The 25,063-nt window shown below is 72.1% G+C and carries 24 protein-coding genes; 15 read left to right on the top strand and 9 right to left on the bottom strand.

Features of this window, described 5'->3' with window-relative positions:
- The first annotated feature begins 211 nt into the window (after positions 1-211).
- From ABZ873_RS18470 to ABZ873_RS18450, 5 genes are all read left to right on the top strand, one after another.
- Positions 212-1,870 carry an ABC transporter ATP-binding protein gene (locus tag ABZ873_RS18470; RefSeq protein ID WP_360872756.1) on the top strand — a complete coding sequence of 553 codons (1,659 nt, stop codon included), beginning with the start codon at positions 212-214 and terminating at the stop codon, positions 1,868-1,870.
- Entirely contained in the window at positions 1,867-2,982 is a 1,116-nt protein-coding gene (locus tag ABZ873_RS18465) for an ABC transporter permease (protein WP_360872634.1), read from the top strand. The genes ABZ873_RS18470 and ABZ873_RS18465 overlap by 4 nt, the downstream gene beginning before the upstream one ends.
- A complete protein-coding gene (locus ABZ873_RS18460) occupies positions 2,979-4,241 on the top strand; it encodes an ABC transporter permease (protein ID WP_360872631.1) in 1,263 nt (420 codons plus the stop codon). Before ABZ873_RS18465 ends, ABZ873_RS18460 begins: the two co-directional genes overlap by 4 nt.
- A gap of 128 nt (positions 4,242-4,369) precedes the next feature.
- Positions 4,370-4,765 (top strand): cytidine deaminase, encoded by a 396-nt coding sequence (locus ABZ873_RS18455; RefSeq protein WP_360872628.1) that lies wholly within the window; start codon positions 4,370-4,372, stop codon positions 4,763-4,765.
- A gap of 102 nt (positions 4,766-4,867) precedes the next feature.
- Positions 4,868-6,145, top strand: coding sequence for a thymidine phosphorylase (locus ABZ873_RS18450; protein WP_360872626.1), 1,278 nt, complete (start codon positions 4,868-4,870; stop codon positions 6,143-6,145).
- Positions 6,146-6,245: 100 nt separating this feature from the next.
- Here ABZ873_RS18450 and ABZ873_RS18445 read toward each other — a convergent pair whose 3' ends face one another.
- Positions 6,246-7,643 (bottom strand): sporulation protein, encoded by a 1,398-nt coding sequence (locus ABZ873_RS18445; protein ID WP_360872623.1) that lies wholly within the window; start codon positions 7,641-7,643, stop codon positions 6,246-6,248.
- A 339-nt stretch (positions 7,644-7,982) separates the two neighbouring features.
- On the opposite strand from ABZ873_RS18445, the gene ABZ873_RS18440 reads away from it, so the two are divergent.
- Positions 7,983-9,302 (top strand): UDP-glucose/GDP-mannose dehydrogenase family protein, encoded by a 1,320-nt coding sequence (locus ABZ873_RS18440; RefSeq protein ID WP_360872620.1) that lies wholly within the window; start codon positions 7,983-7,985, stop codon positions 9,300-9,302.
- Positions 9,303-9,565: 263 nt separating this feature from the next.
- Here the strand turns inward: ABZ873_RS18440 and ABZ873_RS18435 are convergent, their stop codons facing one another.
- Positions 9,566-10,576, bottom strand: a complete 1,011-nt coding sequence (locus ABZ873_RS18435) for a sigma-70 family RNA polymerase sigma factor (protein WP_360872617.1) — start codon at positions 10,574-10,576, stop codon at positions 9,566-9,568.
- Between the two features lie 171 nt (positions 10,577-10,747).
- Between ABZ873_RS18435 and ABZ873_RS18430 the strand changes: the two genes are divergently transcribed.
- On the top strand, positions 10,748-12,118 hold the full coding sequence (locus ABZ873_RS18430; protein ID WP_360872614.1) for an MFS transporter: 1,371 nt from the start codon (positions 10,748-10,750) through the stop codon (positions 12,116-12,118).
- 49 nt (positions 12,119-12,167) lie between these two features.
- On the opposite strand, the gene ABZ873_RS18425 is transcribed toward ABZ873_RS18430, so the two are convergent.
- A complete protein-coding gene (locus ABZ873_RS18425; protein ID WP_360872753.1) occupies positions 12,168-12,836 on the bottom strand; it encodes a L,D-transpeptidase in 669 nt (222 codons plus the stop codon).
- A gap of 134 nt (positions 12,837-12,970) precedes the next feature.
- Positions 12,971-14,254: an MFS transporter gene (locus ABZ873_RS18420; protein WP_360872611.1), complete on the bottom strand. Its 1,284-nt coding sequence runs from the start codon at positions 14,252-14,254 to the stop codon at positions 12,971-12,973.
- A 62-nt stretch (positions 14,255-14,316) separates the two neighbouring features.
- Here ABZ873_RS18420 and ABZ873_RS18415 point away from each other — a divergent pair, with 62 nt between their 5' ends.
- Positions 14,317-15,294: a LysR family transcriptional regulator gene (locus ABZ873_RS18415; RefSeq protein ID WP_360872751.1), complete on the top strand. Its 978-nt coding sequence runs from the start codon at positions 14,317-14,319 to the stop codon at positions 15,292-15,294.
- A gap of 83 nt (positions 15,295-15,377) precedes the next feature.
- Here the strand turns inward: ABZ873_RS18415 and ABZ873_RS18410 are convergent, their stop codons facing one another.
- Positions 15,378-16,118 (bottom strand): alpha/beta hydrolase, encoded by a 741-nt coding sequence (locus tag ABZ873_RS18410; RefSeq protein WP_360872608.1) that lies wholly within the window; start codon positions 16,116-16,118, stop codon positions 15,378-15,380.
- Positions 16,119-16,231: 113 nt separating this feature from the next.
- On the opposite strand from ABZ873_RS18410, the gene ABZ873_RS18405 reads away from it, so the two are divergent.
- From ABZ873_RS18405 to ABZ873_RS18395, 3 genes are all read left to right on the top strand, one after another.
- Positions 16,232-17,380: an adenosine deaminase gene (locus tag ABZ873_RS18405; RefSeq protein WP_360872605.1), complete on the top strand. Its 1,149-nt coding sequence runs from the start codon at positions 16,232-16,234 to the stop codon at positions 17,378-17,380.
- Positions 17,381-17,518: 138 nt separating this feature from the next.
- On the top strand, positions 17,519-17,782 hold the full coding sequence (locus tag ABZ873_RS18400; RefSeq protein ID WP_360872602.1) for a hypothetical protein: 264 nt from the start codon (positions 17,519-17,521) through the stop codon (positions 17,780-17,782).
- 127 nt (positions 17,783-17,909) lie between these two features.
- Complete coding sequence (locus ABZ873_RS18395) at positions 17,910-18,674, top strand: hypothetical protein (RefSeq protein ID WP_360872599.1); 765 nt, start codon at positions 17,910-17,912, stop codon at positions 18,672-18,674.
- Between the two features lie 31 nt (positions 18,675-18,705).
- On the opposite strand, the gene ABZ873_RS18390 is transcribed toward ABZ873_RS18395, so the two are convergent.
- From ABZ873_RS18390 to ABZ873_RS18380, 3 genes are all read right to left on the bottom strand, one after another.
- On the bottom strand, positions 18,706-18,906 hold the full coding sequence (locus ABZ873_RS18390) for a PspC domain-containing protein (RefSeq protein ID WP_360872597.1): 201 nt from the start codon (positions 18,904-18,906) through the stop codon (positions 18,706-18,708).
- 39 nt (positions 18,907-18,945) lie between these two features.
- Positions 18,946-19,524, bottom strand: a complete 579-nt coding sequence (locus tag ABZ873_RS18385) for a VanZ family protein (RefSeq protein WP_360872595.1) — start codon at positions 19,522-19,524, stop codon at positions 18,946-18,948.
- A 112-nt stretch (positions 19,525-19,636) separates the two neighbouring features.
- Positions 19,637-20,278 carry a PH domain-containing protein gene (locus ABZ873_RS18380; protein WP_360872593.1) on the bottom strand — a complete coding sequence of 214 codons (642 nt, stop codon included), beginning with the start codon at positions 20,276-20,278 and terminating at the stop codon, positions 19,637-19,639.
- Between the two features lie 162 nt (positions 20,279-20,440).
- Between ABZ873_RS18380 and deoC the strand changes: the two genes are divergently transcribed.
- From deoC to ABZ873_RS18365, 3 genes are read left to right on the top strand one after another with little or no spacing between them, the layout of a single operon-like run.
- Positions 20,441-21,403, top strand: coding sequence for a deoxyribose-phosphate aldolase (gene deoC, locus ABZ873_RS18375; RefSeq protein WP_360872748.1), 963 nt, complete (start codon positions 20,441-20,443; stop codon positions 21,401-21,403).
- 12 nt (positions 21,404-21,415) lie between these two features.
- Complete coding sequence (locus ABZ873_RS18370) at positions 21,416-22,861, top strand: aldehyde dehydrogenase family protein (RefSeq protein WP_360872590.1); 1,446 nt, start codon at positions 21,416-21,418, stop codon at positions 22,859-22,861.
- Positions 22,854-23,750, top strand: coding sequence for an aldehyde dehydrogenase family protein (locus ABZ873_RS18365; RefSeq protein WP_360872587.1), 897 nt, complete (start codon positions 22,854-22,856; stop codon positions 23,748-23,750). The genes ABZ873_RS18370 and ABZ873_RS18365 overlap by 8 nt, the downstream gene beginning before the upstream one ends.
- A gap of 85 nt (positions 23,751-23,835) precedes the next feature.
- On the opposite strand, the gene ABZ873_RS18360 is transcribed toward ABZ873_RS18365, so the two are convergent.
- Positions 23,836-24,183 (bottom strand): hypothetical protein, encoded by a 348-nt coding sequence (locus tag ABZ873_RS18360; RefSeq protein ID WP_360872584.1) that lies wholly within the window; start codon positions 24,181-24,183, stop codon positions 23,836-23,838.
- Between ABZ873_RS18360 and ABZ873_RS18355 the strand changes: the two genes are divergently transcribed.
- Positions 24,182-24,955, top strand: coding sequence for a uridine kinase (locus ABZ873_RS18355; protein ID WP_360872582.1), 774 nt, complete (start codon positions 24,182-24,184; stop codon positions 24,953-24,955). The genes ABZ873_RS18360 and ABZ873_RS18355 overlap by 2 nt on opposite strands.
- Positions 24,956-25,063 lie beyond the last annotated feature (108 nt).

The following is a 25,063-nucleotide window of genomic DNA, read 5'->3' as shown; positions in this document are numbered from 1 at the left end:
CCTGGTCTCCGGGGTCCGGGAAGCGGTTGTCATCGCTCCCGGGCCCCGAGCCACATTCTGTGATCACTAGTCTGTGACCACGCGGCCTTCGTGGCCGCGAGTTTTCACTTCCGACAGTGCTACGCGCGTAGAAGCATCGTGGACGCGATACTTTCACTCCCCGCCCTGTCCTCCCTGCCTTCCGCTCCTTTCGCGCCAAGGAGAGTGCGTCATCAACGCGTCCAGCCCGCCCCTCGCCGTAGAACTGCACGGCATCACAAAGCGCTTCCCCGGCGTCGTCGCCAACAAGGACATCGCGATCACCGTCCGCAAGGGCACGGTCCACGCCCTGATCGGTGAGAACGGCGCCGGCAAGTCGACCCTGATGAAGATCCTCTACGGCATGCAGAAGCCGGACGAGGGCACCATCGCCATCGACGGGGAGCAGGTCGCCTTCAACACCCCCGGCGACGCCATCGCCCGCGGCATCGGCATGGTGCACCAGCACTTCATGCTGGCCGACAACCTCACCGTCCTGGAGAACGTCGTTCTCGGCGGCGAGAAGCTGTACGGCATCGGCGCCAAGGCGCGTAAGAAGATCATGGAGATCTCGGACGCGTACGGCCTCGGCGTGCGTCCCGACGCCCTCGTCGAGGACCTGGGTGTCGCCGACCGCCAGCGCGTGGAGATCCTCAAGGTCCTCTACCGCGGTGCGAAGATCCTCATCCTCGACGAGCCGACCGCCGTGCTCGTGCCGCAGGAGGTGGACGCGCTCTTCGACAACCTGCGCGAGCTCAAGTCCGAGGGCCTGACCGTCATCTTCATCTCGCACAAGCTGGGCGAGGTGCTGAAGGTCGCCGACGACATCACCGTCATCCGGCGCGGCACCACCGTCGGCACCGCCGACCCGAGGACCGCCACCCCCAAGCAGCTCGCCGAGCTGATGGTCGGTGCGGAGCTGCCCTCGCCGGAGACCCGCGAGTCCACGGTGACCACGACCCCGATGCTCCAGGTCACGGGCCTGACCGTCGCCGCGGGCGATGTGCTCGTCGCCGAGCCGGAGGTCATGGCGCCGGCGGGCGCCCCCGACTCCGCGACCCTGGAGAAGGCCGAGGCCGGCCGCCTCCTGCTGGACGACGTCAGCCTGACGATCCACAAGGGCGAGATCCTCGGCATCGCCGGTGTCGAGGGCAACGGCCAGACCGAGCTGATCGAAGCCCTCATGGGCATGATGGCCCCCGACGCGGGCGCCATCACCCTCGACGGCGCCGACATCACCAAGCTCTCGGTGCGCAAGCGCCGCGAGGGCGGCATCGGCTACATCCCCGAGGACCGCCACCGCCACGGCCTGCTGCTGGAGTCCCCGCTCTGGGAGAACCGCATCCTCGGCCACGTCACCGAGGCGCCCAACTCCAAGAGGGGCATCCTCGACCCGAAGGCGGCCCGCAAGGACACCGAGCGGATCGTGCGCGAGTACGACGTCCGCACGCCCGGCATCGACGTCACCGCGGCCTCGCTCTCCGGCGGCAACCAGCAGAAGCTGATCGTCGGCCGCGAGATGAGCCACAACCCGAAGTTCCTCATCGCCGCCCACCCCACCCGCGGTGTGGACGTCGGCGCGCAGGCGCAGATCTGGGACGCGATCCGCGAGGCCCGCCGCGAGGGCCTGGCCGTCCTGCTGATCTCCGCCGACCTGGACGAGCTCATCGGCCTGTCCGACACCCTGCGGGTGATCTACCGCGGCCGCCTGGTCGCGGACGCCGACCCGGCGACCGTCACCCCCGAGGAGCTGGGCACCGCCATGACGGGCGCCGCCACGGGGCACCTGGAAGCAACCGACAACCACTCCGCCGCTGCCGACGGTGACACGACGGAGGACGAGGCCCGATGAAGACATTCGACAAGGACCGGCTGATGCTCGCCATCGCCGGGCCCCTGCTCGCGCTGGTCAGCGCCTTCGTGCTGACCATGATCGTGCTGGCGGCGACGGGTATCAACCCGATCGAGCCGCTGCGCATCATGGTCGAGAACGGCAGCTACGAGGACGTCCAGATCCTCATCGTCAACCAGGCCGGCACGTACTACCTGGCAGCCCTGGCCGTCGCCATCGGCTTCCGGATGAACCTCTTCAACATCGGCGTCGACGGCCAGTACCGCCTCGCCGCGATGATCTCCGCCGTGGTCGGCGGCGCGATCGCGCTGCCCGGCCCGCTGCACATCCTGCTGATCGTGGTCGTCGCGATGCTGACCGGTGCCTTCTGGGCCGGTATCGCCGGTGTCCTCAAGGCCAAGCGCGGTGTCAGCGAGGTCGTCTCGACGATCATGCTGAACGCCATCGCCACCAGCCTCATCGCCTGGCTGATCCTGCCGAAGAACCTCGGCGTCCAGGTGGAGGGCTCCAACGACCTCACCACCGGTGAGATCGCCGAGTCCGGCTGGTTCCCGGCCCTGTCCATGGGCGACTCGGGCGAGATCTACGGCTTCACCTTCGTGGCCTTCGCCCTCGGCATCGTCTACTGGTTCGTGCTCAACCGCACCCGCTTCGGCTTCGACCTGCGCGCCAGCGGCGCCAGCGAGTCCGCCGCCGCGGCCTCCGGTGTCGACTCCAAGAAGATGATCGTCACCGCGATGCTGATCTCCGGCGCCGTCGCCGGTCTGTCCGGCATGCCCGTCCTGCTCGGCGAGAGCCACACGTACACCCTCGTCTTCCCCGTGGGTGTCGGCTTCACCGGTATCACCATCGCCCTGCTCGGCCGCAACAGCCCCGTCGGCATCTTCTTCGCCGCCCTCCTGATGGCCTTCATCGACAAGGCGTCCGCCGGCCTCGACACGGCCGGCTACGCCAAGGAGATCGGCACGATCATGAAGGGCCTGATCGTGATCGCGGTGGTCGTCTCCTACGAGCTGATCCGCCGCTACGGCATCCGCCGTCAGCAGCAGAAGGTCGGCGAGGAACTGGCCGCGGGCCACGCCATGAAGACCGAGAAGGAGGTCGCGGCGTGAGCGCCAGCACCGTTTCCACGAAGAAGGCGGCGCCCGCCCCGGGCGGCCGCAAGAAGCTCACCCTGCCGTGGATCCTGCTGATCGTCGCGGGTGGTCTCGCGCTGGTCTCGCTGGTCCGCCTGATCTCCGGCGCCAACGACCTGACCTCCGTCGGCCAGGTCTCCGGCGCCCTCTCCCTCGCCGTGCCGATCGGCCTCGCCGGTCTCGGCGGTCTGTGGGCCGAGCGCGCGGGCGTGGTCAACATCGGCCTCGAAGGCATGATGATCCTCGGCACCTGGTTCGGTGCCTGGGCCGGCTACCAGTGGGGCCCCTGGACCGGTGTGCTCGTCGGCATCGCCGGCGGCGCCGTCGGCGGCCTGCTGCACGCGGTCATCACGGTCACGTTCAACGTCAACCACATCGTCTCCGGTGTGGCCATCAACATCCTGGCGCTGGGCTTCACCCAGTACCTGTCGAACTTCACCTTCGCCGAGGCCCCGGGCGGCTCCTCCAAGCAGTCCCCGCAGGTCGAGCCCATCGCCAAGATCACCATTCCGGGACTCTCGGACTGGATGGCCGACCTCCAGGCCAAGCACTGGTTCTTCGTCTCGGACCTCGCCGGCGTCATCGGCGGCCTGATCACCGAGATCTCGCTGCTCACCGTCGTGGCCCTGCTGCTGATCCCCGCCACCTGGTGGGCGCTGTGGCGGACCTCCTTCGGCCTGCGCCTGCGCTCCTGCGGTGAGAACCCGATCGCTGCCGAGTCCCTGGGCGTCAACGTCTACAAGTACAAGTACATCGCCGTGATCATCTCCGGTGCCCTCGCGGGCCTCGGCGGCGTGTACCTGTCCGAGGTCGCCAGCCCGATCTACCAGGAGGGCCAGACCGGCGGCCGCGGCTACATCGGTCTCGCCGCGATGATCTTCGGTAACTGGATGCCGGGCGGCATGGCGCTGGGCGCCGGCCTCTTCGGCTTCATCGACAGCCTCAAGCTGCGCGGTGGCGCCGAGAACGTGCACGCGATGCTGCTGCTGATCGCGATCCTGCTGGTCATGGTCTGCGCCTGGCAGCTCTACAAGAAGAAGTACCTCCAGGCCGGCATCTCGGCGGCCTTCGCCGCGCTGCTGTTCGTCTGGTACGCGACGACCGACTCGGTGCCGAGCCAGTTCGTGGACGCGGCCCCGTACCTGACCACGCTGCTCGTGCTCGCCCTGTCGGCGCAGCGCCTGCGGATGCCGAAGGCGGACGGCATGCCGTACCGCAAGGGCCAGGGCAAGTGACGCCGGAGCAGAACGGTCCGGCGGCGGGCCGTCAGGCGGCGGACCGTCAGGCCGCGGACGGTTCCGCCACGGGCGGTCAGGCCGTGGCCGGTTCCGCCGTGGCCGGTCCTGCCGTGACCGGTCCTGCCGTGACCGGTCCTTCCGTGGACTGGGAAGCCCTGCGGACGTCCGCCCGGGACGCGATGACCCGGGCGTACGCCCCGTACTCCGGCTTCCCGGTCGGGGTCGCCGCCCTCGTGGACGACGGCCGCGTCGTGACCGGCTGCAACGTCGAGAACGCCAGCTACGGGCTGGGCCTGTGCGCCGAGTGCGGACTGGTCTCCTCCCTCCAGGCCACCGGCGGCGGCCGCCTCACGCACTTCACGTGCGTGGACGGCAAGGGCCAGATCCTCGTCCCCTGCGGACGCTGCCGCCAGCTGCTGTACGAGTTCGGCGGCGACGAGCTGCAGGTGGACACCCCCGACGGGATCCTGCCGCTTGCGGCGATGCTGCCCCAGGCTTTCGGGCCCGGACACCTCAGATAGCCGTGCCGACGGCCCTTCGCCCCTGCCGGGGCGGAGGGCCGTCGCACTTCCTCCGGGCCGCACCCCTCTCCCTCTCTCTATGCGCGTAGAAAGAAGCACCACATGGACGTCATCTCCGTCATCCGGACCAAGCGGGACCGCGGTGAGCTGAGCCCCGAGCAGATCGACTGGGTCATCGACGCCTACACCCGCGGTGTCGTCGCCGACGAGCAGATGTCCGCCCTGGCGATGGCCATCCTGCTCAACGGCATGAACCGCACCGAGATCGCCCGCTGGACCGCGGCGATGATCGCCTCCGGCGAGCGCATGAACTTCGACGCGCTCTCCCGCCCCACCGCCGACAAGCACTCCACCGGCGGCGTCGGCGACAAGATCACCCTCCCGCTCGCCCCGCTGGTCGCCGCCTGCGGCGCGGCCGTACCGCAGCTCTCGGGCCGCGGCCTCGGCCACACCGGCGGCACCCTCGACAAGCTGGAGTCCATCCCCGGCTGGCGCGCGCTGCTCTCCAACGAGGAGATGATGCACGTCCTCGACACCACCGGCGCGGTCATCTGCGCGGCGGGCGACGGCCTGGCCCCGGCCGACAAGAAGCTGTACGCGCTGCGCGACGTCACCGGCACCGTCGAGGCCATCCCGCTGATCGCCTCCTCGATCATGTCGAAGAAGATCGCGGAGGGCACGGGCTCGCTCGTCCTGGACGTGAAGGTCGGCTCCGGCGCCTTCATGAAGAACATCGAGGACGCGCGCGAGCTGGCCCGCACCATGGTGGGCCTCGGCACCGACTCGGGCGTCAAGACGGTCGCGCTGCTCACCGACATGTCCACCCCGCTCGGCCTGACGGCCGGCAACGCCCTCGAAGTCCGCGAGTCGGTCGAGGTCCTGGCCGGCGGCGGCCCCGCCGACGTGGTCGAGCTGACCATCGCGCTGGCGAAGGAGATGCTGGAGGCGGCGGGCATCAAGGACGCCGACCCGGCGAAGGCCCTGGCCGACGGCTCGGCCATGGACCACTGGCGCCGGATGATCGCGGCCCAGGGCGGCGACCCGGACGCGGCCCTGCCGGTGGCCCGCGAGCAGCACGTGGTCACCGCCCCGGAGTCGGGCGTCCTGACCCGCCTGGACGCGTACGGCGTCGGCGTCGGCGCCTGGCGCCTCGGCGCGGGCCGCGCCCGCAAGGAGGACCCGGTGCAGGCGGGCGCGGGCATCGAGCTCCACGCGAAGCCGGGCGACACGGTCACGGCGGGCCAGCCCCTGATGACCCTGCACACGGACACCCCGGAAAAGTTCGACTACGCCCTCGCCGCCCTGACGGACACGTACGACATCGCCCCCACGGGCACCACCTTCACCGCCACCCCGATCATCCTGGACCGCATCGCCTGACCTGCGTCTTCCCCTTCGAGTGAACGGGACCGGTGGCCCCCCACCGGTCCCGTTCGGCATGCTGGGGCCCGTGCCGAAGCGGGAGTACGGCACGACGTGCTCAGGCCGCGATGCCCAGTTCGGTACGGGTGCGGTGGAGGAAATCGCGGACGGCCGGCTCGCGGTGCCACGGGGCGAGAGCCGTGTTGAACTCGCGGACGTAGTCCTTCGCGCGGGAGGACCGGACGCGGGCGAGGATGTCCACGGACCGGTTGCCGAGCTCCAGGCCGTGGTCGAGGTCGCGGGCCTGGAGGTGGGCGGTCCCCACGATCGCCAGCCGCATCCCGACCGAGCGGGTGAACACCCCGGACGGCATCGCGGCGGCCCGCTGGTTCCAGGCAAGGGCCGCCTTGGGGTTCTTCAGGTCGCGGAAGACCTCGGCGGCGTCCGCCGACAGCCTCGCGTGGTGGTAGAAGTCGATCCAGGCGGGTTCCGCCCCGGTCGCGGCGGTGTCCGCCTGGCCCAGGAGGTCTTCGGAGGCCGCCAGGGCCCGCGCGGCGGCCCTGGCGTCCCGCTCGCGGGCGTGGGCCCGCGCCTCGATGAGCTTGGTGAACGCGAGGACCCGCGGGGCGGCCCGGCCCTTGGCCCGTTCGTAGGCTCCCTGGGTCATGTCGACGGCCTCGGAGCCGAAGCCGCGTAGCAGGGACTGCATGGCCATGGTGGTGAGGACGTAGCAGCCGAGCTGGATGTCTCCGCCCGCGCGGGCGAGGCGCAGTGCCTGGATGAAGTGCCTCTGGGCGACGTCGTGTTGCCCGACGTCGAAGGCGGTCCACCCGGCCAGGCGGGACAGCTCGCCGGTGACGGAGAACAGGTCCCGGCCGACGGCGTCGGTGAAGGAGCCCCGCAGCAGGGGGGCGGCCCGTTCCTGGAGGCAGACGGTGACGGAGCTGGCCTTCCAGTTCCCGCCTCCGTACTTGGAGTCCCAGCGGCGGGCCTCTTCGGCCGCGTCCCGGAGTTCCTCCAGATCCGCCCGGCCGACCTGCTTCTTGCCGCCGGCCATGCCCGCCGCCTCGTCGGCGGGGGTGACCAGCCAGCGGGTCACGGGGGTGGTGAACGCGGAGACGGCGAAGCCGGATCCGGTGAGGAAGTCGCGGCGGTTCACGAAACTCCAGAACGAGGTGGCCACTTCGACCGCGTCAGCACGGTCCCGCGGGAAATCCAACCCCAGATCCGCGTCCGGTGTCCTGGCCTCGCCCATACCGATCTCGCCGAGTGATACGGGGCGGCCGAGCCGTTCGGAGATCGCCTGCGCGAGGAGGGTGGGCACCGGCCACTTGGGGATCATGCCCCGGCGGCACCAGTTCGCGAGGGAGGTGTGCGAGTAGTCCGTGGTGATTCCGGCCTGCTGGGCGAGCTGGTTCACCCGCAGGGCCAGGGACTTGTGGCTGGCGCCGCAGGTCTCGATGAGCCGGTCCAGATCCGCGTTCGGCGGACGCTTCCGGCGGCTGGTCGACGCCACCCGAATCCCCTTTGTTCCACCAGGCCGGCGGCCTGGCCGCCGGCGAGGAAACGCCACGAGGCCGGGCCGCTCCGGCTGGGCATGTCCAGCCGCACGCATTCCGGCAGGGCGCGGGGAGGCCGCTCGCCTCTCCGCGTCCGGAGCCACCGAGGGTATTGCTCTCCGCACCCTGGGTGAGCCCGCTTTGCGAGTTGTGAGCCCCCGTGCGAGCCCTCCCTCGCACCACCGCCAGCGGGTGTGATGAGGGCACAGGCCGCCTCGGCATCCTCACGGTCCCGCCGTCCGGGCGGGCCACGGGTGAGGGCGACGCCGGCCCCACCCGAAGGGACGACCCCGCTCATGAAGATGACCGTCATCGGCTGCGGCTACCTCGGCGCCACCCACGCCGCCTGCATGGCCGAGCTCGGCCACGAGGTCTTGGGCATGGACTCCGACATCGACAAGGTCCACACCCTCAACTCCGGCAAGGCCCCGTTCTTCGAACGCGACCTCGACGGCCTCCTCGCCCGGCACACCGCCTCCGGCCGGCTCCGCTTCACCGCCTCCTACGGCGAGGCCGCCGACTTCGCCGACCTGCACTTCGTCGGCGTCGGCACCCCGTCGCAGCCCGGAAGCGACGCCTACGACCTCAGCCACCTCTTCGACGCCGTCCGCCACCTGGCCCCCGGCCTGACGGCCCCGGCCGTCGTCGCTGTCAAGTCCACCGTGCCGGTCGGCACCGCACCCCGCATCGCCCAGATCCTGCGCGAGCATGCGCCCGCCGGGGACCGCGTCGAGGTCGCCTGGAACCCCGAATTCCTCCGCGAGTCCTTCGCCGTCGACGACACCCTCCGCCCCGACCGCCTCGTCCTCGGCTTCAACGCCGCCCATTCCTGGGCCGAGGCTCTGCTGCGGCAGGCGTTCGCCAGGATCATCGATTCGGGCACGCCCACGATCGTCACGGACTGGGCCACCGCCGAGCTCGCCAAGGGCGCCGCGAACTCCTTCCTCGCCACGAAGATCTCCTTCATCAACGCGATGGCCGAGGTCTGCGAAGCCTCCGGCGCCGATGCCGCCCAGCTCGCCGACATCCTCGGCCACGACCACCGCATCGGCCGCCACGGCATGCGGCCCGGCCTCGGCTTCGGCGGGGGCTGCCTGCCCAAGGACCTCGCCGGGTTCATCGACCGGGCCGACGACCTCGACGCCGGCCAGGCCGTCGGCATCCTCCGCGAGGCCGCCGCCGTGAACACGCGCCGCCGCCGACGGGTCGTCGACCTCGCCCGCGAAGAACTCGGCGGCGACCTGCGGGACAGGCGCATCACCGTCTGGGGAGCCGCCTTCAAGCCCGGGACCGACGACATCCGCGACTCACCCGCCCTGGCGGTCGCCCAGACCCTCCACGACCTCGGCGCCGCCGTCACCGTCAGCGACCCCAAGGCCCTCGACAGCGCCCGCAAGCTCCACCCCGGGCTCGACTACGTGGAGGACCCCATCGCCGCCGTCGACGACTGCGACCTGCTCCTCCACCTCACCGAGTGGCACCACTTCACCACCATCGACCCCAGGCGCCTCGCCACCCGCACCACCACCCCGAAGCTCATCGACGCCCGCGGCACCCTCGACACGGACCAGTGGCGCGCGGCCGGCTGGATCACCCGAACCCCCGGCCGCCCCTGACCCCGCCCCCGCTCAGGCCGATGAGTTTCGGGCGGGGGTGGAGTCAGAGGGGTGTGGAGAGGATGTGGATTGCCGGGCCCGGGGTTGAGGACGTGCGGGTGCTCTGTGTGCGGCTGGAGCGGATGTACGACGACGGGGCGCCCGGCGTGGAGTGTGATGTGCGGGGGGTCGGGGACGGTGGGCTCGGGGTCGTGGAGGTGTTGGCGCGGTTGCGGCTTGTCGCGCGGGGGCGGCCGTTCCGGGTGGTGGGGGCCGCGCCCGCGCTACGGGCGCTGCTGGATCTCGTAGGACTCGTCGAGCTGCTCGGGGAGGCCGAAGAGGGGGAACCAGCGGGCGGTGTCCAGGAAGGCGTTGAGGCCGACGATCCGGCCCTCTGAGATCTCCAGCACCTGGAGCGCCCACGGCGTGTGCCCCGGCAGCCCGTCCTCGCGCGGCCGGTACTGGCCGAAGGCCGGCAGGCCGTTCGCCGTGGCCGGGACCAGCCGGGAGCCCTTGCAGCCGATGCCCTGGTTCAGGTGCCAGGCGGCGATGTCCGCCGGGCCCCGCAGCCACAGGTCGAACGGCGGCATCGACAGCACGGCGTCCTCGTGCAGCAGCGTGGTCAGCCGGCTGATGTCGTACGCCTCGAAGGCCGCGAGGTACGACTCCAGCAGCCGGGCCTGCTCCGCGTCCAGCGGGTCCGCCGGCTCGCTCGGGCGCAGCCGCTGCCCCGAGAGCGTGGCCCGTGCGCGCTGGAGGGCGCTGTTCACCGAGGCGACCGTGGTGTCCAGGAGCTGCGCGACCTCCTCGGCCTTCCAGGCCAGCACCTCGCGCAGGATGAGCACCGCCCGCTGCTTGGCCGGCAGGTGCTGGAGGGCGGCCACGAAGGCCAGTCGTACGGATTCCTTCGCCAGCGCCATCTCCGCCGGGTCGGCGGTCTGCGGGAGCACCCGCCCGTCCGGCACGGGCTCCAGCCAGGTCACCTCGGGGCGCTCGTTGAGCACGGCGGACGCCTGGTGCTGCGGCGCGGTCAGGTCCATGGGACGGGCCCGTTTGTTGCCGGCCTTCAACAGGTCCAGGCAGACGTTGGTGGCGATCCGGTACAGCCAGGACCGCAGCGAGGCGCGCCCCTCGAAGCTGCCGTGGCTGCGCCAGGCGCGCAGGTACGTGTCCTGCACCGCGTCCTCGGCGTCGAAGGAGGAGCCGAGCATCCGGTAGCAGTAGCCGGTGAGCTCGACCCGGTACCGGTCCATCGCCGCGTCGAGGTCGGTCGTGGTGGTGGCGAGGTCGCTCATAACGCTCCATCCCCCTGATGGTCTGACTCCTTCGGAACCTACCGGAGGGGTCTGACAACGGCAGCCCGGAGCACGGCCCGCACCATACCTCTCGATATCAAGTATCTTGACGTCGAGATTAATCTCCGGCAGGCTGCTGCCCTGGATGTCGACGGGGGCGGGAGGCGCGGGGTGCGGCGCGGTGCGGAGGAACGGAAGCCGGCGCGGGCCGGGCTGTGGGCGCAGCTGCGCCGGCCCCCGGGCGGCCGCGACGCGCGGATCATGCTCCTCGCCCAGCTGCTGGACCGCGCGGGCACCGGCGTATGGGCGGCCGCCAGCGTCCTCTACTTCACCTTCGTCCTCGGCCTCGACCCCGGCCGCATCGGCCTGCTGCTCGGGGTGTCCGGGGTCGCGGGCATCGCCGGATCACCGCTCGCCGGCCACCTCGCCGACCGCTTCCCGGTGCGCTCCCTGCTGATCGCCGCGCACCTGCTGCGCCTCGGCACCCTCTGCCTGCTGCTGGTCGTCACCGACTTCACGCTGCTGCTGCTCGTCGTCGCCGTCACCCACCTCGGCGACCGCGGGGCCAAGACCCTGGAGATGCTCTTCGCCACCCGCGTCGCGGGCGAGCGCCGCGTCACCTACCAGGCGCTGTCCCGCAGTGCCGCCAACGCCGGCTACGCCCTCGGCGCCGGACTCGCGGCCATCGGCCTCGCCGTCGGCACCCGCGGCGCCTACCAGGTGCTGATCCTGGCCGACGCCCTGTCCTTCCTCGTCGCCGCCGCCCTGGTCCGGCGTACGAGCGAACCGCGCGGCCGTGGCTTCGTCACCGCGGCGGCGGCCCCGCCCGGCCCCGCCGCGCAGCCCGGATCACCCGGTCCCACCGCGCAGCCCGGATCACCCGGCCCCGCCGCGCGGCCCGGATCACCCGGCCCCACCCCCTGGCGCGACCGCGGCTACCTGCGCTTCGTCCTCCTGGACGTCCCCCTGCACCTGGACGACTCCCTCCTCGCCATCGGCATCCCCCTCTGGCTGGTCGGCCGCACCGAGGCCCCGCACGCGCTGATCCCCGCCTTCCTCGTCGTCAACACCGTGCTCGTCGTCCTCCTCCAGCTGACCGTCTCTACCCGGGTCGACACCCCCCGCCAGGCCGCCGGAGCGGTGGTCCTCTACGGGCTCACCACCCTGGCCTGCTGCGCCCTGCTGGCCGTCTCCGGCGCGGGCGGCCCCTGGGCGGCCTCGGCCGCCCTGCTCGCCGCCGCCGTGCTGGCCACCGGCGCCGAGCTGCTGCGCTCGGTCAGCTCCTGGGAGCTGGCCGTCTCCCTCGCCCCGGCGCAGGCGCGCGCCTCGTACCTGGGCGTGGCCGGGATGGCGCAGTCCGTGCAGAAGTCCGCCGGGCCGCCGCTGCTGACCGGCGTGGTGATGGCCGCGGGCCCCGCGGGCTGGCTGGCCCTCGGGGCGGCGGTGGCGGGCCTGTCCCTCCTCCAGCGCCGGTCCAGCCTCCGCAGACTGGACCGCCTGGCCCGCCCCGCCCCGGATCCGCTGCCGCAGAGCGCGCCGTAACCCGAGCCGCAGCCCGAGCGCCGGCCCGGGCCCCGGCCCGAGCCGCCCGTCAGGTACCCGGCTTGCGCCCGTAGACGTAGACGTCCTCGCCCTTCCCCAGCAGGTTCCAGTACGCCTTCGCGTCGGCCGGCCGCATGTTCACGCAACCCCCCGAACCGGGCGGGTTCCACATGCTCTTGGTGGTCGAGTGGAAGGCGATGCCGCCGTCGAAGAACTGCGCGTACGGCATCGAGACGTTGTACAGCGTCGACCAGTGGTCGATGTCGCGGTGGTAGATCTTCTTCAGCCCGATCCGGGTCTCCGTGCCGTCCTTGCCCGTACGCACCGGCACCGGGCCGTACGTCACGGCCGTCCCGTCCTGGATCCAGCTGAGCTGGCGGGTCAGGTCCACGCAGGCGATCCGGCCCCGGTCCACCGGGCAGGCGCCCGCCGCGTTCGGGGTGCTGCCGGCCGCCCGCTGGGCCAGCATCGTGCTCATCGTCCGCCAGGTCAGCGGGCCCGCGTACCCCTGGGCGGGGGTGATGCCGTGGGTGTTCTGGAACGACCTGATGGCCGTGCAGTCGGCCGCCGACTGCCTGCCGTCGACCGGCCGCCCCAGGAAGCGTTCCACGTCCTTCTGGTGCGGCCCGGTGGTGAGGTTGCAGGAGGCGGCCTCTGCCGTTCCGCCTCCCGCGACCACCACCAGCGGCAGCGCCAGCGCCACCGCTCCGCCCCACATCGCCGCGCGATGTCCCGCGCGCATCCGTGCCGTTCGCGTCCCCATCCGGTCCTCCCCTGCTCACCGCACTTCGTCCTCCGTGTTCAATGCCCGGAAAACGAGCAGGGGTTGCCTCCGGCGGAAGCGAACTCCCGTCAGCGCGCGCCCGCCGCGGACGCCGGCATGCGCCGTTCCGCGCGGGCCGCGTGCGTCCCGTAGAGGGTGATGGACACGACGCCCAGTACGGCGAGCAGCGCGATCCCGACCGTGGCCGCCCAGCCCGCCTCGTGGTAGGCGAGGGCGCCGAGGGTGCCGCCCGCGCTGGAGCCGAGGTAGTACGCGGACTGGTAGAGGGCGGACGCCTGCGCCCGGCCCGTCTTCGCGGTCCGGCTGACCGCGGCCGAGGCCACGGCGTGCCCGGCGAAGAAGCCCGCGGTGATCAGGACCAGGCCGAGCACCACCAGGACGAGGGAATCCGCCAGCGACAGCAGCAGCCCCAGCGCCGTCGTGGTCACGGCCAGGTACAGCGCCCCGCGCCGGCCGGTGCGGGCGACGAGCTTGCCGGCCGCCGCGGAGGAGACGGTGCCGACGAGGTAGATCAGGAACACCGAGCCGATGACGCCCTGGCCGAGCGAGAACGGCTCGTCCACCAGCCGGTAGCCGATGACGGTGTACACCGCGCCGAAGACCGTCATGAACAGCGCGCCGATCCCGTACAGCCGCAGCAGCAGCGGATCGCGCAGATGTCCGGCGACGGTACGCCCCACCGCGTGCGGGTTCAGCGACGCCGGGCGGAAGAACCGCGCCCGGGGCAGCAGGGCGAGGAAGACGACCGCGCAGCCCAGCGCCATCAGCGCGACGGCGGCCAGACCCGCCCGCCAGCCCCACAGCTGGGCCGCCCAGCCGGTGACGAGGCGGCCGCTCATGCCGCCGATGGAATTGCCCGCCACGAACAGGCCGATCGCGCCGACCAGCGCCTGCGGCCGGACCTCCTCGGCCAGGTACGCCATCGCGGAGGCCGGGATACCCGCGATCGCCGCACCCTGGACCGCGCGCAGGACGACCAGCCACTCCAGGTTCGGCGCGAACGGCACCAGCAGGCCGATGCCGACGGCCACCACCATCGAGCAGGTCATCATCCGGGTGCGGCCGAAGCGCTCGGAGAGCGCGCTGAGCGGGAGCACGAACAGGGCGAGGGCCCCGGTGGCCGCGGAGACCGTCCAGCTGGCCTGCCCGGCCGTCACGCCGAAGTCGGCGGAGACCGCGGGCAGCAGCGCCTGGGTGGAGTAGAGGAGCGCGAAGGTCGCGAGACCGGCGGCGAAGAGCGCGAAGCTCATCCGGCGGTAGCCGGGGCGGCCGGGGGAGTGGGGTTCCGGTGCGGGGGACGACGGGGTGGAGGCACCCGGGATGACGGGTGCCCCGGTATGAGCGGGAGGCATGCTTCGACGGTAGGCCCGTGTGTTTCATGCGTCCAATGCATAGAATCGCGATAATCGATCCACTGCCGCATCAGCGGAGGTCAGGAGGATGGATGTCGACGAACCGTTACGTAGAAGACATGGCCGTGACAACATCGCTGGCTCCCCGGCTGGCCTATTTCGTCGCGGTCGCCCGGCACGAGCACGTCACCCGCGCCGCCCATGAGCTGGGCGTCCCGCAGTCCACCCTGTCCCGGGCCATGGTCCGCCTCGAACAGGACCTGGGCGTCTCGCTGTTCGCCCGCAAGGGCCGCACCGTCGCCCTCACCACGGCGGGCCGTACCTTCCTCGCCTCCGCCGAGCAGGCCCTCGAAGGGATCGCCCGCGCCGCCGCCTCCGTCCAGCAGGACGCCGACGCCGCCTACGGGAAGGTCGCCTTCGGCTTCCTGCACACCCTGGGCTCCGAGACCGTACCCGGGCTGATCCGCGCCTTCCGCGCCGACCACCCGCGCATCCGCTTCTCCCTCGTGCAGAACTACGGCGAGGCCATGCTGGAGAAGCTGCGCGCGGGCGAGCTCGACCTCTGCCTCACCTCGCCGCTGCCCGACGCCCCCGGCCTCGTCACCCGCCGCCTCGACGAGCAGCGGCTGCGGCTGGTCGTGCCCGACGACCACCGCCTGGCCGGACGCAAGCGCATCCGCCTCGCCGAGGCCGCGGAGGAAACCTTCGTCACCCTGGAGCCCGGCTACGGCCTGCGCCGGATCACCGACGACCTCTGCGCGGAGGCGGGCTTCACCCCACGCGTCGCCTTCGAGGGCGAGGAGGCCGAGACCCTGCGCGGCCTGGTCGCCGCCGGGCTCGGCGTGGCCCTGCTGCCGCCGCCGGCCGTGGCCCGGCCCGGGGTGGTCGAGCTGAACGTCACCGCCCCGCGCGCCGTGCGCGAGATCGGCGTCGCCTGGCTCGACGGCCACCCCGACACCCCGCCGGTCGCGGAGTTCAAGCGCTTCCTGCTCTCCCACCGCGGCCGCCTGATCCCGGAACTGGAGCCGCCCGCCGCCTGAGCGGCCGGGGCCGCCGCACCCCGGCGGGCCCGCCTCACCCGCTCGCACTGCCTGCGGGGCCGCCGCACCCCCGCGGGCCCGCCTCACCCCCGCAGGGACCTCCCGAAGCCCGAGGCCAGCGGCATGCGCAGCCCCAGCGGCGGCGGGGCGGCGAGGGCGTCGGTCAGCGGGCGCGAGTACCGGCCCGAGAAGACCGCCCCGAGCACGAAGTCCACGCCCAGCGCCACCACTTCCGCCTGGTGCTCGCGCAGCCCGTGGCCGTCCGAGTGCACCTCGAAGCGGCAGGTCGCCCGGTTCGCCTTCTTCGCCCGCTCCGCCAGCCGGAAGGAGCCCTCCGGATCGCTGCGCGCGTCGTTCGTACCGTGCACGATCAGCACCTGCCGCCCCGACAGCTGCTTCACCGGCTCCGGCGGGTCCGAGGCCGAAGCCCCCGCCCCCGCCAGGCAGGGGGCCATCGCCAGCACCGACGTGACGGCCTCGTGGCCCGCCGCGCGCAGGGCGGCCAGACCGCCCGCGCCGTAGCCGGCCAGGCACACCGCCACGTCCCCGTAGCGCCGCACCACCTCGTCCGCCGCCCAGCGGGCCTGGTCCTCCCGGGGGGAGTCCCCGCCGTGCACGACGGTGTGGGTGACCAGCCCCTCCGCCCCGCCCGCCCGGGCCAGCGCCCGCGCGAGCGGCCGTACCGGGCCGGGGGAGAATCTGGAGGTCCCGGGGAGCAGGAGGACCACCCCGATGACCGGGCTGTGCGTCGTACCTGAGCCGGTTCTCGCGCCGGCCGCCCGTCCCAGACGGGCCCCGCGCGCCGGCGGCGCATGCTGTGCCATGGCGGAACAGTCTCAGACGCCCGGGTGTACGCCATCCGTCCGCGCGGTCTCTGTTACATATCGACGTCTGCGGGGGACCCTCCGCTCTACGCGCGTAGGAGTAGAGTGCGCAGATGACGAGCGACACCCCCAACCTGCCGACCCCGGATCAGATCCGCCGTTCCCCGAAGGTGCTGCTGCACGACCACCTGGACGGCGGGCTGCGGCCCGGGACCATCATCGAGCTGGCCCGCGAGGTCGGCTACGAGAACCTCCCCGAGACCGACGCCGACAAGCTCGGCGTCTGGTTCCGCGAAGCCGCCGACTCCGGCTCCCTCCCGCGCTATCTGGAGACCTTCGCGCACACCTGCGCGGTCATGCAGACGAAGGAGGCCCTGTTCCGGGTCGCCGCCGAGTGCGCCGAGGACCTGGCCGAGGACGGCGTCGTCTACGCCGAGATCCGCTACGCGCCCGAGCAGCACCTGGAAGCCGGCCTGACCCTCGAAGAGGTCGTCGAGGCCGTGAACGACGGCTTCCGCGAGGGTGAGCGCCGCGCCAGGGCCAACGGCCACCGCATCCGCGTCGGCGCCCTGCTGACCGCGATGCGCCACGCGGCCCGCGCGCTGGAGATCGCGGAGCTGGCCAACCGCTACCGCGACAACGGCGTGGTCGGCTTCGACATCGCCGGTGCCGAGGCCGGGTTCCCTCCCACCCGCCACCTCGACGCCTTCGAGTACCTCAAGCGCGAGAACAACCACTTCACCATCCACGCGGGCGAGGCGTTCGGCCTGCCGTCGATCTGGCAGGCCCTGCAGTGGTGCGGCGCCGACCGCCTCGGCCACGGTGTGAAGATCATCGATGACATCGAGGTCGCCGCCGACGGCTCGGTGAAGCTGGGCCGCCTGGCCTCCTACGTACGGGACAAGCGCATCCCCCTGGAGATGTGCCCGACCTCGAACCTGCAGACCGCCGCGGCCGCCTCGTACGCCGAGCACCCCATCGGCCTGCTGCGCAAGCTGCACTTCCGGCTGACGGTCAACACCGACAACCGCCTGATGAGCGGCACCAGCATGAGCCGCGAGTTCGAGCACCTGGTGGACACCTTCGGCTACACGCTGGACGACATGCAGTGGTTCACCGTCAATGCGATGAAGTCCGCGTTCATTCCTTTCGATGAACGACTGGCGATGATCAATGAGGTCATCAAGCCCGGTTATGCCGAGCTCAAGTCGGAGTGGCTGTTCCGCCAGACCGCTTCCACCAGCGGTTCCGTCGGTTCGTAGGCCATGGCCTGACCTACGGAGAGCGCCCGGGAGAGGCAATTCCCGGGCGCTTTCTCGTATAAACGGATGTTTGCGGGCCGGGGTTTGAAGTGGCTAGTTTGCGGAGCCGCTCCATTACCCGTCGCAAGGAATCCCTTCATGAAGCAGTCAGCTGCCAAGACCCTCGGTGTCGCCGCCCTCGGTGCCGCCTTCGCCGCCGTCGCCGCGGGGACCGCCTCCGCCGCCGTTCCCGCCATCGGTGTGACCGACGCGCTGGGCACCGCCACCGGCGCGCTCCAGAGCGTCACCAGCCAGCAGCAGGTGGACGGCAAGGGCGGCCAGGACGCCAGCGACCCGGCCGCCGCGCTCGCCCCGGTGACCGGCCTCCTGGGCGGCCTGCCGACGAGCGGCCTCGGCGCCTGATCCCTGCGGGACCCGTACGCGCGCACGCGTGGCGCATGCCCGTTCGGACGGGTGGGCGCCACGTCGTGCCGTGTGCCACGATCACCACCAACTGCCCGCCGACGCACGGGGTATGAGGTTCTCGGTCATGCGCATGAAGGCACGAGCGACGATGGTCGCGCTGGTTCCCGCCCTGCTCCTGGCGGCCGTGGGGTGCGGCGGTACGAACGCCCCCGCGACGGGCAGGTCCCCCGACCCGAAGGGCTCCCCGGGCACCGCCTCCGGCGCACCCGGTGCGCCCGGCGCCCCGGCACCGTCCGCCGGAACCGCCGCGCCGGCCTCCGGCAGCAGGCTGGAGCGGGCCGCGCTCGCCCAGGGCGACCTGCCGGGCTACCAGATCTCCGCGCAGGGCAAGAACCCGGGCGCTCCGGACGGCCAGCCGCAGGCCGACAAGAAGGCGTGCCAGCCGCTGGCCGACATCATGGGCGACAAGCCCGACCCGGCCGCGCGCGAGACCGTCAACCGCGGCATCGGCTCGCAGAAGCAGGTCGGCCTGGCCGTCTCCGCCTCCGTCAGCTCCTACGCCGAGAGCGACGCCAGGACCCTGATGGCCCGGCTCCGGGCCGCGGTCCCCGCCTGCGGTACGGGCTTCTCCGCCACCGTCGGCCAGCAGACCGGCAGCTACCGCGAGGTCCGCGCCGCCGAGTACCGCACGGGCGGCGACGAGACCGTCAGCTGGACCACGACCGCGGCGGCCCAGGGCGTCTCGGCCCAGGTCCACCTGGTCGTCGTACGCGAGGGCGGCACCGTCGTACGGCTGATGGCCCTCAACGTGGCCTCCGCCGGCCAGAAGGCCCAGGTGCCGCAGGAAGTGGCCGACAAGCAGCTGGACAAGCTCGCCAAGGCCGGCTGAGCGGGCCCCGCCACGGGCCGCCGGTACGGGTTTACCAGGCGGCCGAGGTGGACTTCTCGTTCGGCAGCAGCACCCACAGGGCTATGTAGACGAGGAACTGCGGGCCGGGCAGCAGGCACGAGACGGCGAAAATCGCGCGCATCGTGTTCGCGGACATTCCGAAACGCCGTGCCAGGCCGGCGCAGACTCCACCGATCCAGCGGCCGTCACGGGGGCGGACCAGGGCGCTCATGAGGTTCTCCTTCGTAGGGATCGCTTTCCTTGCGATGCCTCAATATTCCCGCGGAACGGCGGAGAGAACGTCGGTCCACGGACCGATCCCGACCCTGGAAATCCTCGGGGTGTCCCCCTGATAAACGGGAAGTGAGCGAGCCAGCCGCGCCCGCAGCGCCGGGACCACGGCCGCGTGCGCGATCAGTACACCGAGGGTGTTGAGCAGCACCGAGTCCACGTCGACCACCCGGCCCGGGACCCCGCTCTGCAGCATCTCGATGCTCAGCGACACCAGCGCGCCCGCCGCGGCGGTCCGCATCAGGGAGGACCAGGCGGCCAGCCGCGACAGCCGCAGCCGCCCGCTCACCAGCGGCACCAGCACCCCGAGCGGGGCCAGCAGCGCCAGCCCCTCGCCGATCCGCCGCGCGGCCTCCACCGGCCCGAGCGCCAGGTCCGCCCGGATCCCGGCCAGCGGGGTCATATTGCCCGCGGAGGTCCAGGGGAGGTCCAGGGGTGCCAGGGTCAGCCAGCCGACGGCCACCAGATGGGCGGCGAGCAGGAACCCGGCCAGAAGTCGGAGACGGAGATCGATCGCGGTGGCGTTGGCGGGGCTGCCGCCGGCCTCATGACGCTGCACACCTGCGTGGACGCACCGCCCGGCGGCGGTGGTTCCGCCGGCGCGCGGCATGTGGCGGGAGCCACGGCGGTCACGGGCGCATCACGGAAGCACCCGCGCGCCCGCCTCCGGGTCAGCGCGTCGCCAGCAGCACGATCAGCAGCAGCGCCCCGGCCACCGCGGGCGCGATGATCTCGTACGACCAGCGCACGCTCACCCCGCCCTGCGCGCCGGGCCGCTCCGCACCGCGCTCGGCCAGCTGCTGCAGCTGCTCCACGACCTTGTCCGCGTTGGCCCGCATCGGCTCCGCCGGCACCGGAACCCGGCGGCCCGGCTCCCGCTGCTCCCGGTCGCGCAGGCCCTCGTGGCGCAGCCGCTGGCGGTTGGCCTTCTTCCGCTCGCGCAGCGAGACGGGCACCGACCACAGCTGGTACTTGGCGCCCTCGGCCAGCACCTCCGCCGAGTACCCCGCGCGCACCGCGTCCACGGACGCCCAGGGCAGCTCGATGATCCGGAAGGGGTTGCGCACCCGCATCCGGTCGTCGTTGGCGAAGACGGCGGGGCGGATGGTGAAGGCCACGATCAGGGGTACGGCGCACAGCGCGACCGCCAGCGCGATCCACGGGGTGCTGCCCGAGCCCCGCAGGACGGCGTCCCCGCAGAGCCACGCCGTCAGCGCGAGCAGCAGTACCCCCGAGACGACGCCCATGGAGGAGCGGTAGACCCGGTCGTCGTAGACCGGCTCGCCGGTCGGCTGCTGCTGGCTGCTGCTCATGGGGTCGATTCTGCCCCACGCCGTTTCGCGCGACGAGATCGGCCGACGGGGCCGCAGCCGCCCGCTCCGGGGCCGGAGGTGTCGATTCCATAGCGGATCGGCCGGAACCGGGTGAGGGGGGTGACAGGTCGCTACGCGCGTAGATATGCTCATCTGGTGACCATGCCCACCACCCTCACCGCATTCGCTGACGTGACGACGTCCGACAGTGCGCTGCGCCGCTTCCTGCACGGGCTGCCCGGCGTCGACACTGTCGGTCTGGAGGCCCGCGCGGCCTCCCTCGGCACCCGTTCGATCAAGACGACGGCCAAGGCGTACGCCATCGACCTGGCCATCTCGATGATCGACCTGACGACGCTCGAAGGCGCGGACACCCCGGGCAAGGTCCGGGCGCTCTCCGCCAAGGCCGTCCACCCCGATCCGACCGACCGCACCACGCCCACGACGGCCGCCGTCTGCGTGTACCCCGACATGGTGGCCACCGCCAAGGCGGCCCTGAACGGCGCCGACGTCAAGGTCGCCTCCGTCGCCACCGCCTTCCCGGCCGGCCGCGCCGCCCTCCCGGTCAAGCTCGCGGACACCCGCGACGCCGTCGCCGCCGGCGCCGACGAGATCGACATGGTCATCGACCGTGGCGCCTTCCTCGCCGGCCGCTACCTGGAGACGTACGAGCTGATCAAGGCCGTCAAGGAGGCGTGCGTCCGCCCCGACGGCAGCGCCGCCCGCCTCAAGGTCATCTTCGAGACCGGCGAGCTGTCGACCTACGACAACATCCGCCGCGCCTCCTGGATCGGCATGCTCGCGGGCGCCGACTTCATCAAGACCTCGACCGGCAAGGTCGGCGTCAACGCCACCCCCGCGAACACCCTGCTCATGCTCGAAGCCGTCCGCGACTTCAAGGCGCAGACCGGCATCCAGATCGGCGTGAAGCCGGCCGGCGGCATCCGGACCACCAAGGACGCCCTCAAGTTCCTGGTCCTGGTCAACGAGACCGTGGGCGAGGACTGGCTCACGAACGAGTGGTTCCGCTTCGGCGCCTCCAGCCTGCTCAACGACCTGCTGATGCAGCGCCAGAAGCTGAGCACCGGCCGGTACTCCGGTCCCGACTACGTGACGGTGGACTGAGACCCCATGAACATGGACAACAAGACTTCCCTCTTCGAGTACGCGCCGGCCCCCGAGTCCCGCTCGGTCGTCGACATCGCCCCCTCCTACGGGCTCTTCATCGACGGAGAGTTCACCGAGGCCGCCGACGGCAAGGTCTTCAAGACCGTCTCGCCCAGCAGCGAGGAGGTCCTCTCCGAGGTCGCCCAGGCCGGCGCCGCCGACGTCGACCGCGCCGTGAAGGCCGCCCGCCGCGCCTTCGAGAAGTGGTCCGCGCTGCCCGGCTCCGAGCGCGCCAAGTACCTCTTCCGCATCGCCCGGATCATCCAGGAGCGCAGCCGCGAGCTGGCCGTCCTGGAGACCCTGGACAACGGCAAGCCGATCAAGGAGACCCGCGACGCGGACCTCCCGCTGGTCGCCGCGCACTTCTTCTACTACGCGGGCTGGGCCGACAAGCTCGACCACGCGGGCTACGGCGCCAACCCGCGCCCCCTCGGCGTCGCCGGCCAGGTCATCCCCTGGAACTTCCCGCTGCTGATGCTCGCGTGGAAGATCGCCCCGGCCCTGGCCGCCGGCAACACCGTCGTGCTCAAGCCCGCCGAGACCACCCCGCTGTCGGCGCTGTTCTTCGCGGACATCTGCCGCCAGGCCGGGCTGCCCAAGGGCGTCGTCAACATCCTCACCGGCTACGGCGACGCGGGCGCGGCCCTCGTCGAGCACCCGGACGTCAACAAGGTGGCCTTCACCGGCTCCACCAACGTCGGCAAGGCCATCGCCCGCGCGGTCGCCGGTACCGACAAGAAGGTGACGCTGGAGCTCGGCGGCAAGGGCGCGAACATCGTCTTCGACGACGCCCCCATCGACCAGGCCGTCGAGGGCATCGTCACCGGCATCTTCTTCAACCAGGGCCAGGTCTGCTGCGCGGGCTCCCGCCTCCTGGTCCAGGAGTCGATCCACGACGAGCTGCTGGACTCCCTCAAGCGCCGCCTGTCCACACTGCGCCTCGGTGACCCGCTCGACAAGAACACCGACATCGGCGCGATCAACTCCGCCGAGCAGCTGGCCCGGATCACCGCGCTCGCGGAGACCGGCGAGGCCGAGGGCGCCGAGCGCTGGTCCCCGGCCTGCGAGCTGCCGTCCGCCGGCTACTGGTTCGCCCCGACGCTCTTCACGAACGTCACCCAGGCGCACACCGTCGCCCGCGACGAGATCTTCGGTCCCGTGCTGTCCGTCCTGACCTTCCGCACGCCCGGTGAGGCGGTCGCCAAGGCCAACAACAGCCAGTACGGCCTGTCCGCCGGTATCTGGACGGAGAAGGGCTCGCGCATCCTCGCGGTCGCGAACCAGCTCCGCGCCGGAGTGGTGTGGGCCAACACGTTCAACAAGTTCGACCCGACCTCGCCCTTCGGCGGCTACAAGGAATCGGGCTTCGGCCGCGAAGGCGGCCGCCACGGCCTGGAGGCTTACCTCGATGTCTGAGTCCTCTGTACGTCTGAACGTCTTCAAGACCTACAAGCTGTACGTCGGGGGCAAGTTCCCCCGCTCCGAGAGCGGCCGGGTGTACGAGGTGACCGACTCCAAGGGCAAGTGGCTGGCCAACGCCCCGCTCTCCTCCCGCAAGGACGCGCGGGACGCGGTCGTCGCGGCCCGCAAGGCGTTCGGCGGCTGGTCGGGCGCGACCGCCTACAACCGGGGTCAGATCCTCTACCGCGTCGCGGAGATGCTGGAGGGCCGCCGCGAGCAGTTCGTGCGCGAGGTGGGCGAGGCCGAGGGCCTGTCGAAGTCCAAGGCCGGCGCCGTCGTCGACGCCGCGATCGACCGCTGGGTCTGGTACGCGGGCTGGACCGACAAGATCGGCCAGATCGTCGGCGGGGCCAACCCCGTGGCGGGCCCGTTCCTCAACCTCTCCACCCCCGAGCCGACCGGTGTCGTCACCGTCGTCGCCCCGCAGGACTCGTCCTTCCTGGGCCTCGTGTCGGTGATCGCCCCGGTCATCGCGACGGGCAACACCGCCGTCGTGATCGCCTCGGAGCGGTTCCCGCTGCCCGCGCTGTCCCTGGGCGAGGTGCTGGCCACCTCCGACCTGCCCGGCGGCGTGGTCAACATCCTCTCCGGCAAGGCGTCGGAGATGGGCCCGCACCTGGCGTCCCACCAGGACGTCAACGCGATCGACCTGGCCGGCGCCGATACGGCGCTCGCCAAGGAGCTGGAGATCGCGGCGGCCGACAACCTCAAGCGCGTCCTGCGTCCACAGCCTGTGGACGACTGGAACGCGGACCCGGGCACGTCCCGTATGACGGCGTTCCTGGAGACGAAGACGGTCTGGCACCCCACCGGATCCCTCGGCGCGGGCGGCTCGTCCTACTAGGACGCGCCCCCGGCACACACCGGGCCCCGGCAGCTTCCCCCGCTGCCGGGGCCCGGGCGTTCCGCGGGAGCGGCGGGCGCGCGGCTCAGCGCGCGGCCAGCGGCCCCAGCAGCGAGGACACGGCCGCCGTGGGGAGTTCGCCCACCGAGGGGCCCTGGGTGAGGATCCCCGTCACCGCCGTCGTGCCCACCGCGGGGAAGTCCGCGACCTTCGTCGCCACCCCGTTGTCCAGCGGGTCCACCCCGGTGTGCGCGAGCGGGTTCACCTTCAGGTTCGCGATCGGGTCCGTCACCCCGGCCACCGCCGCCGGTACGTCCAGCTCACCGGCCTGCGCACCGCCCGCCGCCAGCGCCAGGGCGGCGCCGGCCATCGAGAGCGTGAGGCCGGCGCCGCGGAGCCGGTTCGGTGCCGGAGGGCCTGCGTGACGTGCCATGGGGATCCCCGCCTCGTGTCGTGTTCGCGTGCGCACGCAGCGTAGTGGAGGTGTGTTCCTGGACACCAACCGGCCACCGGGAGGATCCCCTACCCGGGGGAATGGTTCAGACTGGTGTCCCGTGAGCTCCTCCTCTCCTTCGCCGACCCGAGTCGTCCTGCTGACCGGTCCGTCGGGCTCCGGAAAATCCTCGCTGGCCGCCCGCTCAGGGCTGCCCGTGCTGCGCCTCGACGACTTCTACAAGGAAGCCGACGACCCGACCCTCCCGCTGGTGGAGGGCAGCTCCGACATCGACTGGGACTCCCCGCTGTCCTGGGACGCCGACGCCGCGGTCGCCGCGATCGCCGGACTGTGCGCGACGGGGCGGACGGGCGTGCCGGTGTACGACATCTCCACCAGCTCCCGCACCGGCTGGGACACCCTCGACATCGCCCGTACCCCGCTGTTCATCGCGGAGGGCATCTTCGCCGCGGACATAGCCGCCCGCTGCCAGGAACTGGGCCTGCTCGCCGACGCGATCTGTCTGCGCGGACGGCCGTCCACCACCTTCCGCCGCCGGCTCGCGCGCGATCTGCGCGAGGGCCGCAAGTCCGCGCTGTTCCTGCTGCGCCGCGGCTGGCGGCTGATGCGCGCCGAACGCGGCATCGTGGCCCGGCACGTGGCCCTGGGCGCGCACGCCTGCGGCCGGGACGAGGCCCTGGGCCGGCTCGCGGCGGCCGCCGCCGGGCGGCACCGCTCGGCGAGTACGAGCACGAGCACCGCCGCCGTGTGACGACGCGGACCCGTACCCCGTACGCACAAAGGTGACCTCCAGCCGGCCCACGATCACGTCCAGCACCGTGTCCGCGAGGGCGTCGTCCTCCCGCGCCTCCCGCGCCGC

The sequence above is a fragment of the Streptomyces sp. NPDC047014 genome, from assembly GCF_040644195.1.
Classification (GTDB): Bacteria; Actinomycetota; Actinomycetes; order Streptomycetales; family Streptomycetaceae; genus Streptomyces.
This window is presented reverse-complemented; position numbering and strand designations above follow the sequence as displayed.

Coding starts and splice junctions, on each gene's coding strand:
- ABZ873_RS18465 (WP_360872634.1), top strand. CDS start 1,867: ATGAAGACATTCGACAAGGACCGGCTGATGCTCGCCATCGCCGGGCCC.
- ABZ873_RS18450 (WP_360872626.1), top strand. CDS start 4,868: ATGGACGTCATCTCCGTCATCCGGACCAAGCGGGACCGCGGTGAGCTG.
- ABZ873_RS18440 (WP_360872620.1), top strand. CDS start 7,983: ATGAAGATGACCGTCATCGGCTGCGGCTACCTCGGCGCCACCCACGCC.
- ABZ873_RS18435 (WP_360872617.1), bottom strand. CDS start 10,576: ATGAGCGACCTCGCCACCACCACGACCGACCTCGACGCGGCGATGGAC.
- ABZ873_RS18425 (WP_360872753.1), bottom strand. CDS start 12,836: ATGTGGGGCGGAGCGGTGGCGCTGGCGCTGCCGCTGGTGGTGGTCGCG.
- ABZ873_RS18420 (WP_360872611.1), bottom strand. CDS start 14,254: ATGCCTCCCGCTCATACCGGGGCACCCGTCATCCCGGGTGCCTCCACC.
- ABZ873_RS18410 (WP_360872608.1), bottom strand. CDS start 16,118: ATGGCACAGCATGCGCCGCCGGCGCGCGGGGCCCGTCTGGGACGGGCG.
- ABZ873_RS18405 (WP_360872605.1), top strand. CDS start 16,232: ATGACGAGCGACACCCCCAACCTGCCGACCCCGGATCAGATCCGCCGT.
- ABZ873_RS18400 (WP_360872602.1), top strand. CDS start 17,519: ATGAAGCAGTCAGCTGCCAAGACCCTCGGTGTCGCCGCCCTCGGTGCC.
- ABZ873_RS18395 (WP_360872599.1), top strand. CDS start 17,910: ATGCGCATGAAGGCACGAGCGACGATGGTCGCGCTGGTTCCCGCCCTG.
- ABZ873_RS18390 (WP_360872597.1), bottom strand. CDS start 18,906: ATGAGCGCCCTGGTCCGCCCCCGTGACGGCCGCTGGATCGGTGGAGTC.
- ABZ873_RS18380 (WP_360872593.1), bottom strand. CDS start 20,278: ATGAGCAGCAGCCAGCAGCAGCCGACCGGCGAGCCGGTCTACGACGAC.
- deoC (WP_360872748.1), top strand. CDS start 20,441: ATGCCCACCACCCTCACCGCATTCGCTGACGTGACGACGTCCGACAGT.
- ABZ873_RS18370 (WP_360872590.1), top strand. CDS start 21,416: ATGGACAACAAGACTTCCCTCTTCGAGTACGCGCCGGCCCCCGAGTCC.
- ABZ873_RS18365 (WP_360872587.1), top strand. CDS start 22,854: ATGTCTGAGTCCTCTGTACGTCTGAACGTCTTCAAGACCTACAAGCTG.
- ABZ873_RS18355 (WP_360872582.1), top strand. CDS start 24,182: ATGGGGATCCCCGCCTCGTGTCGTGTTCGCGTGCGCACGCAGCGTAGT.
- ABZ873_RS18360 (WP_360872584.1), bottom strand. CDS start 24,183: ATGGCACGTCACGCAGGCCCTCCGGCACCGAACCGGCTCCGCGGCGCC.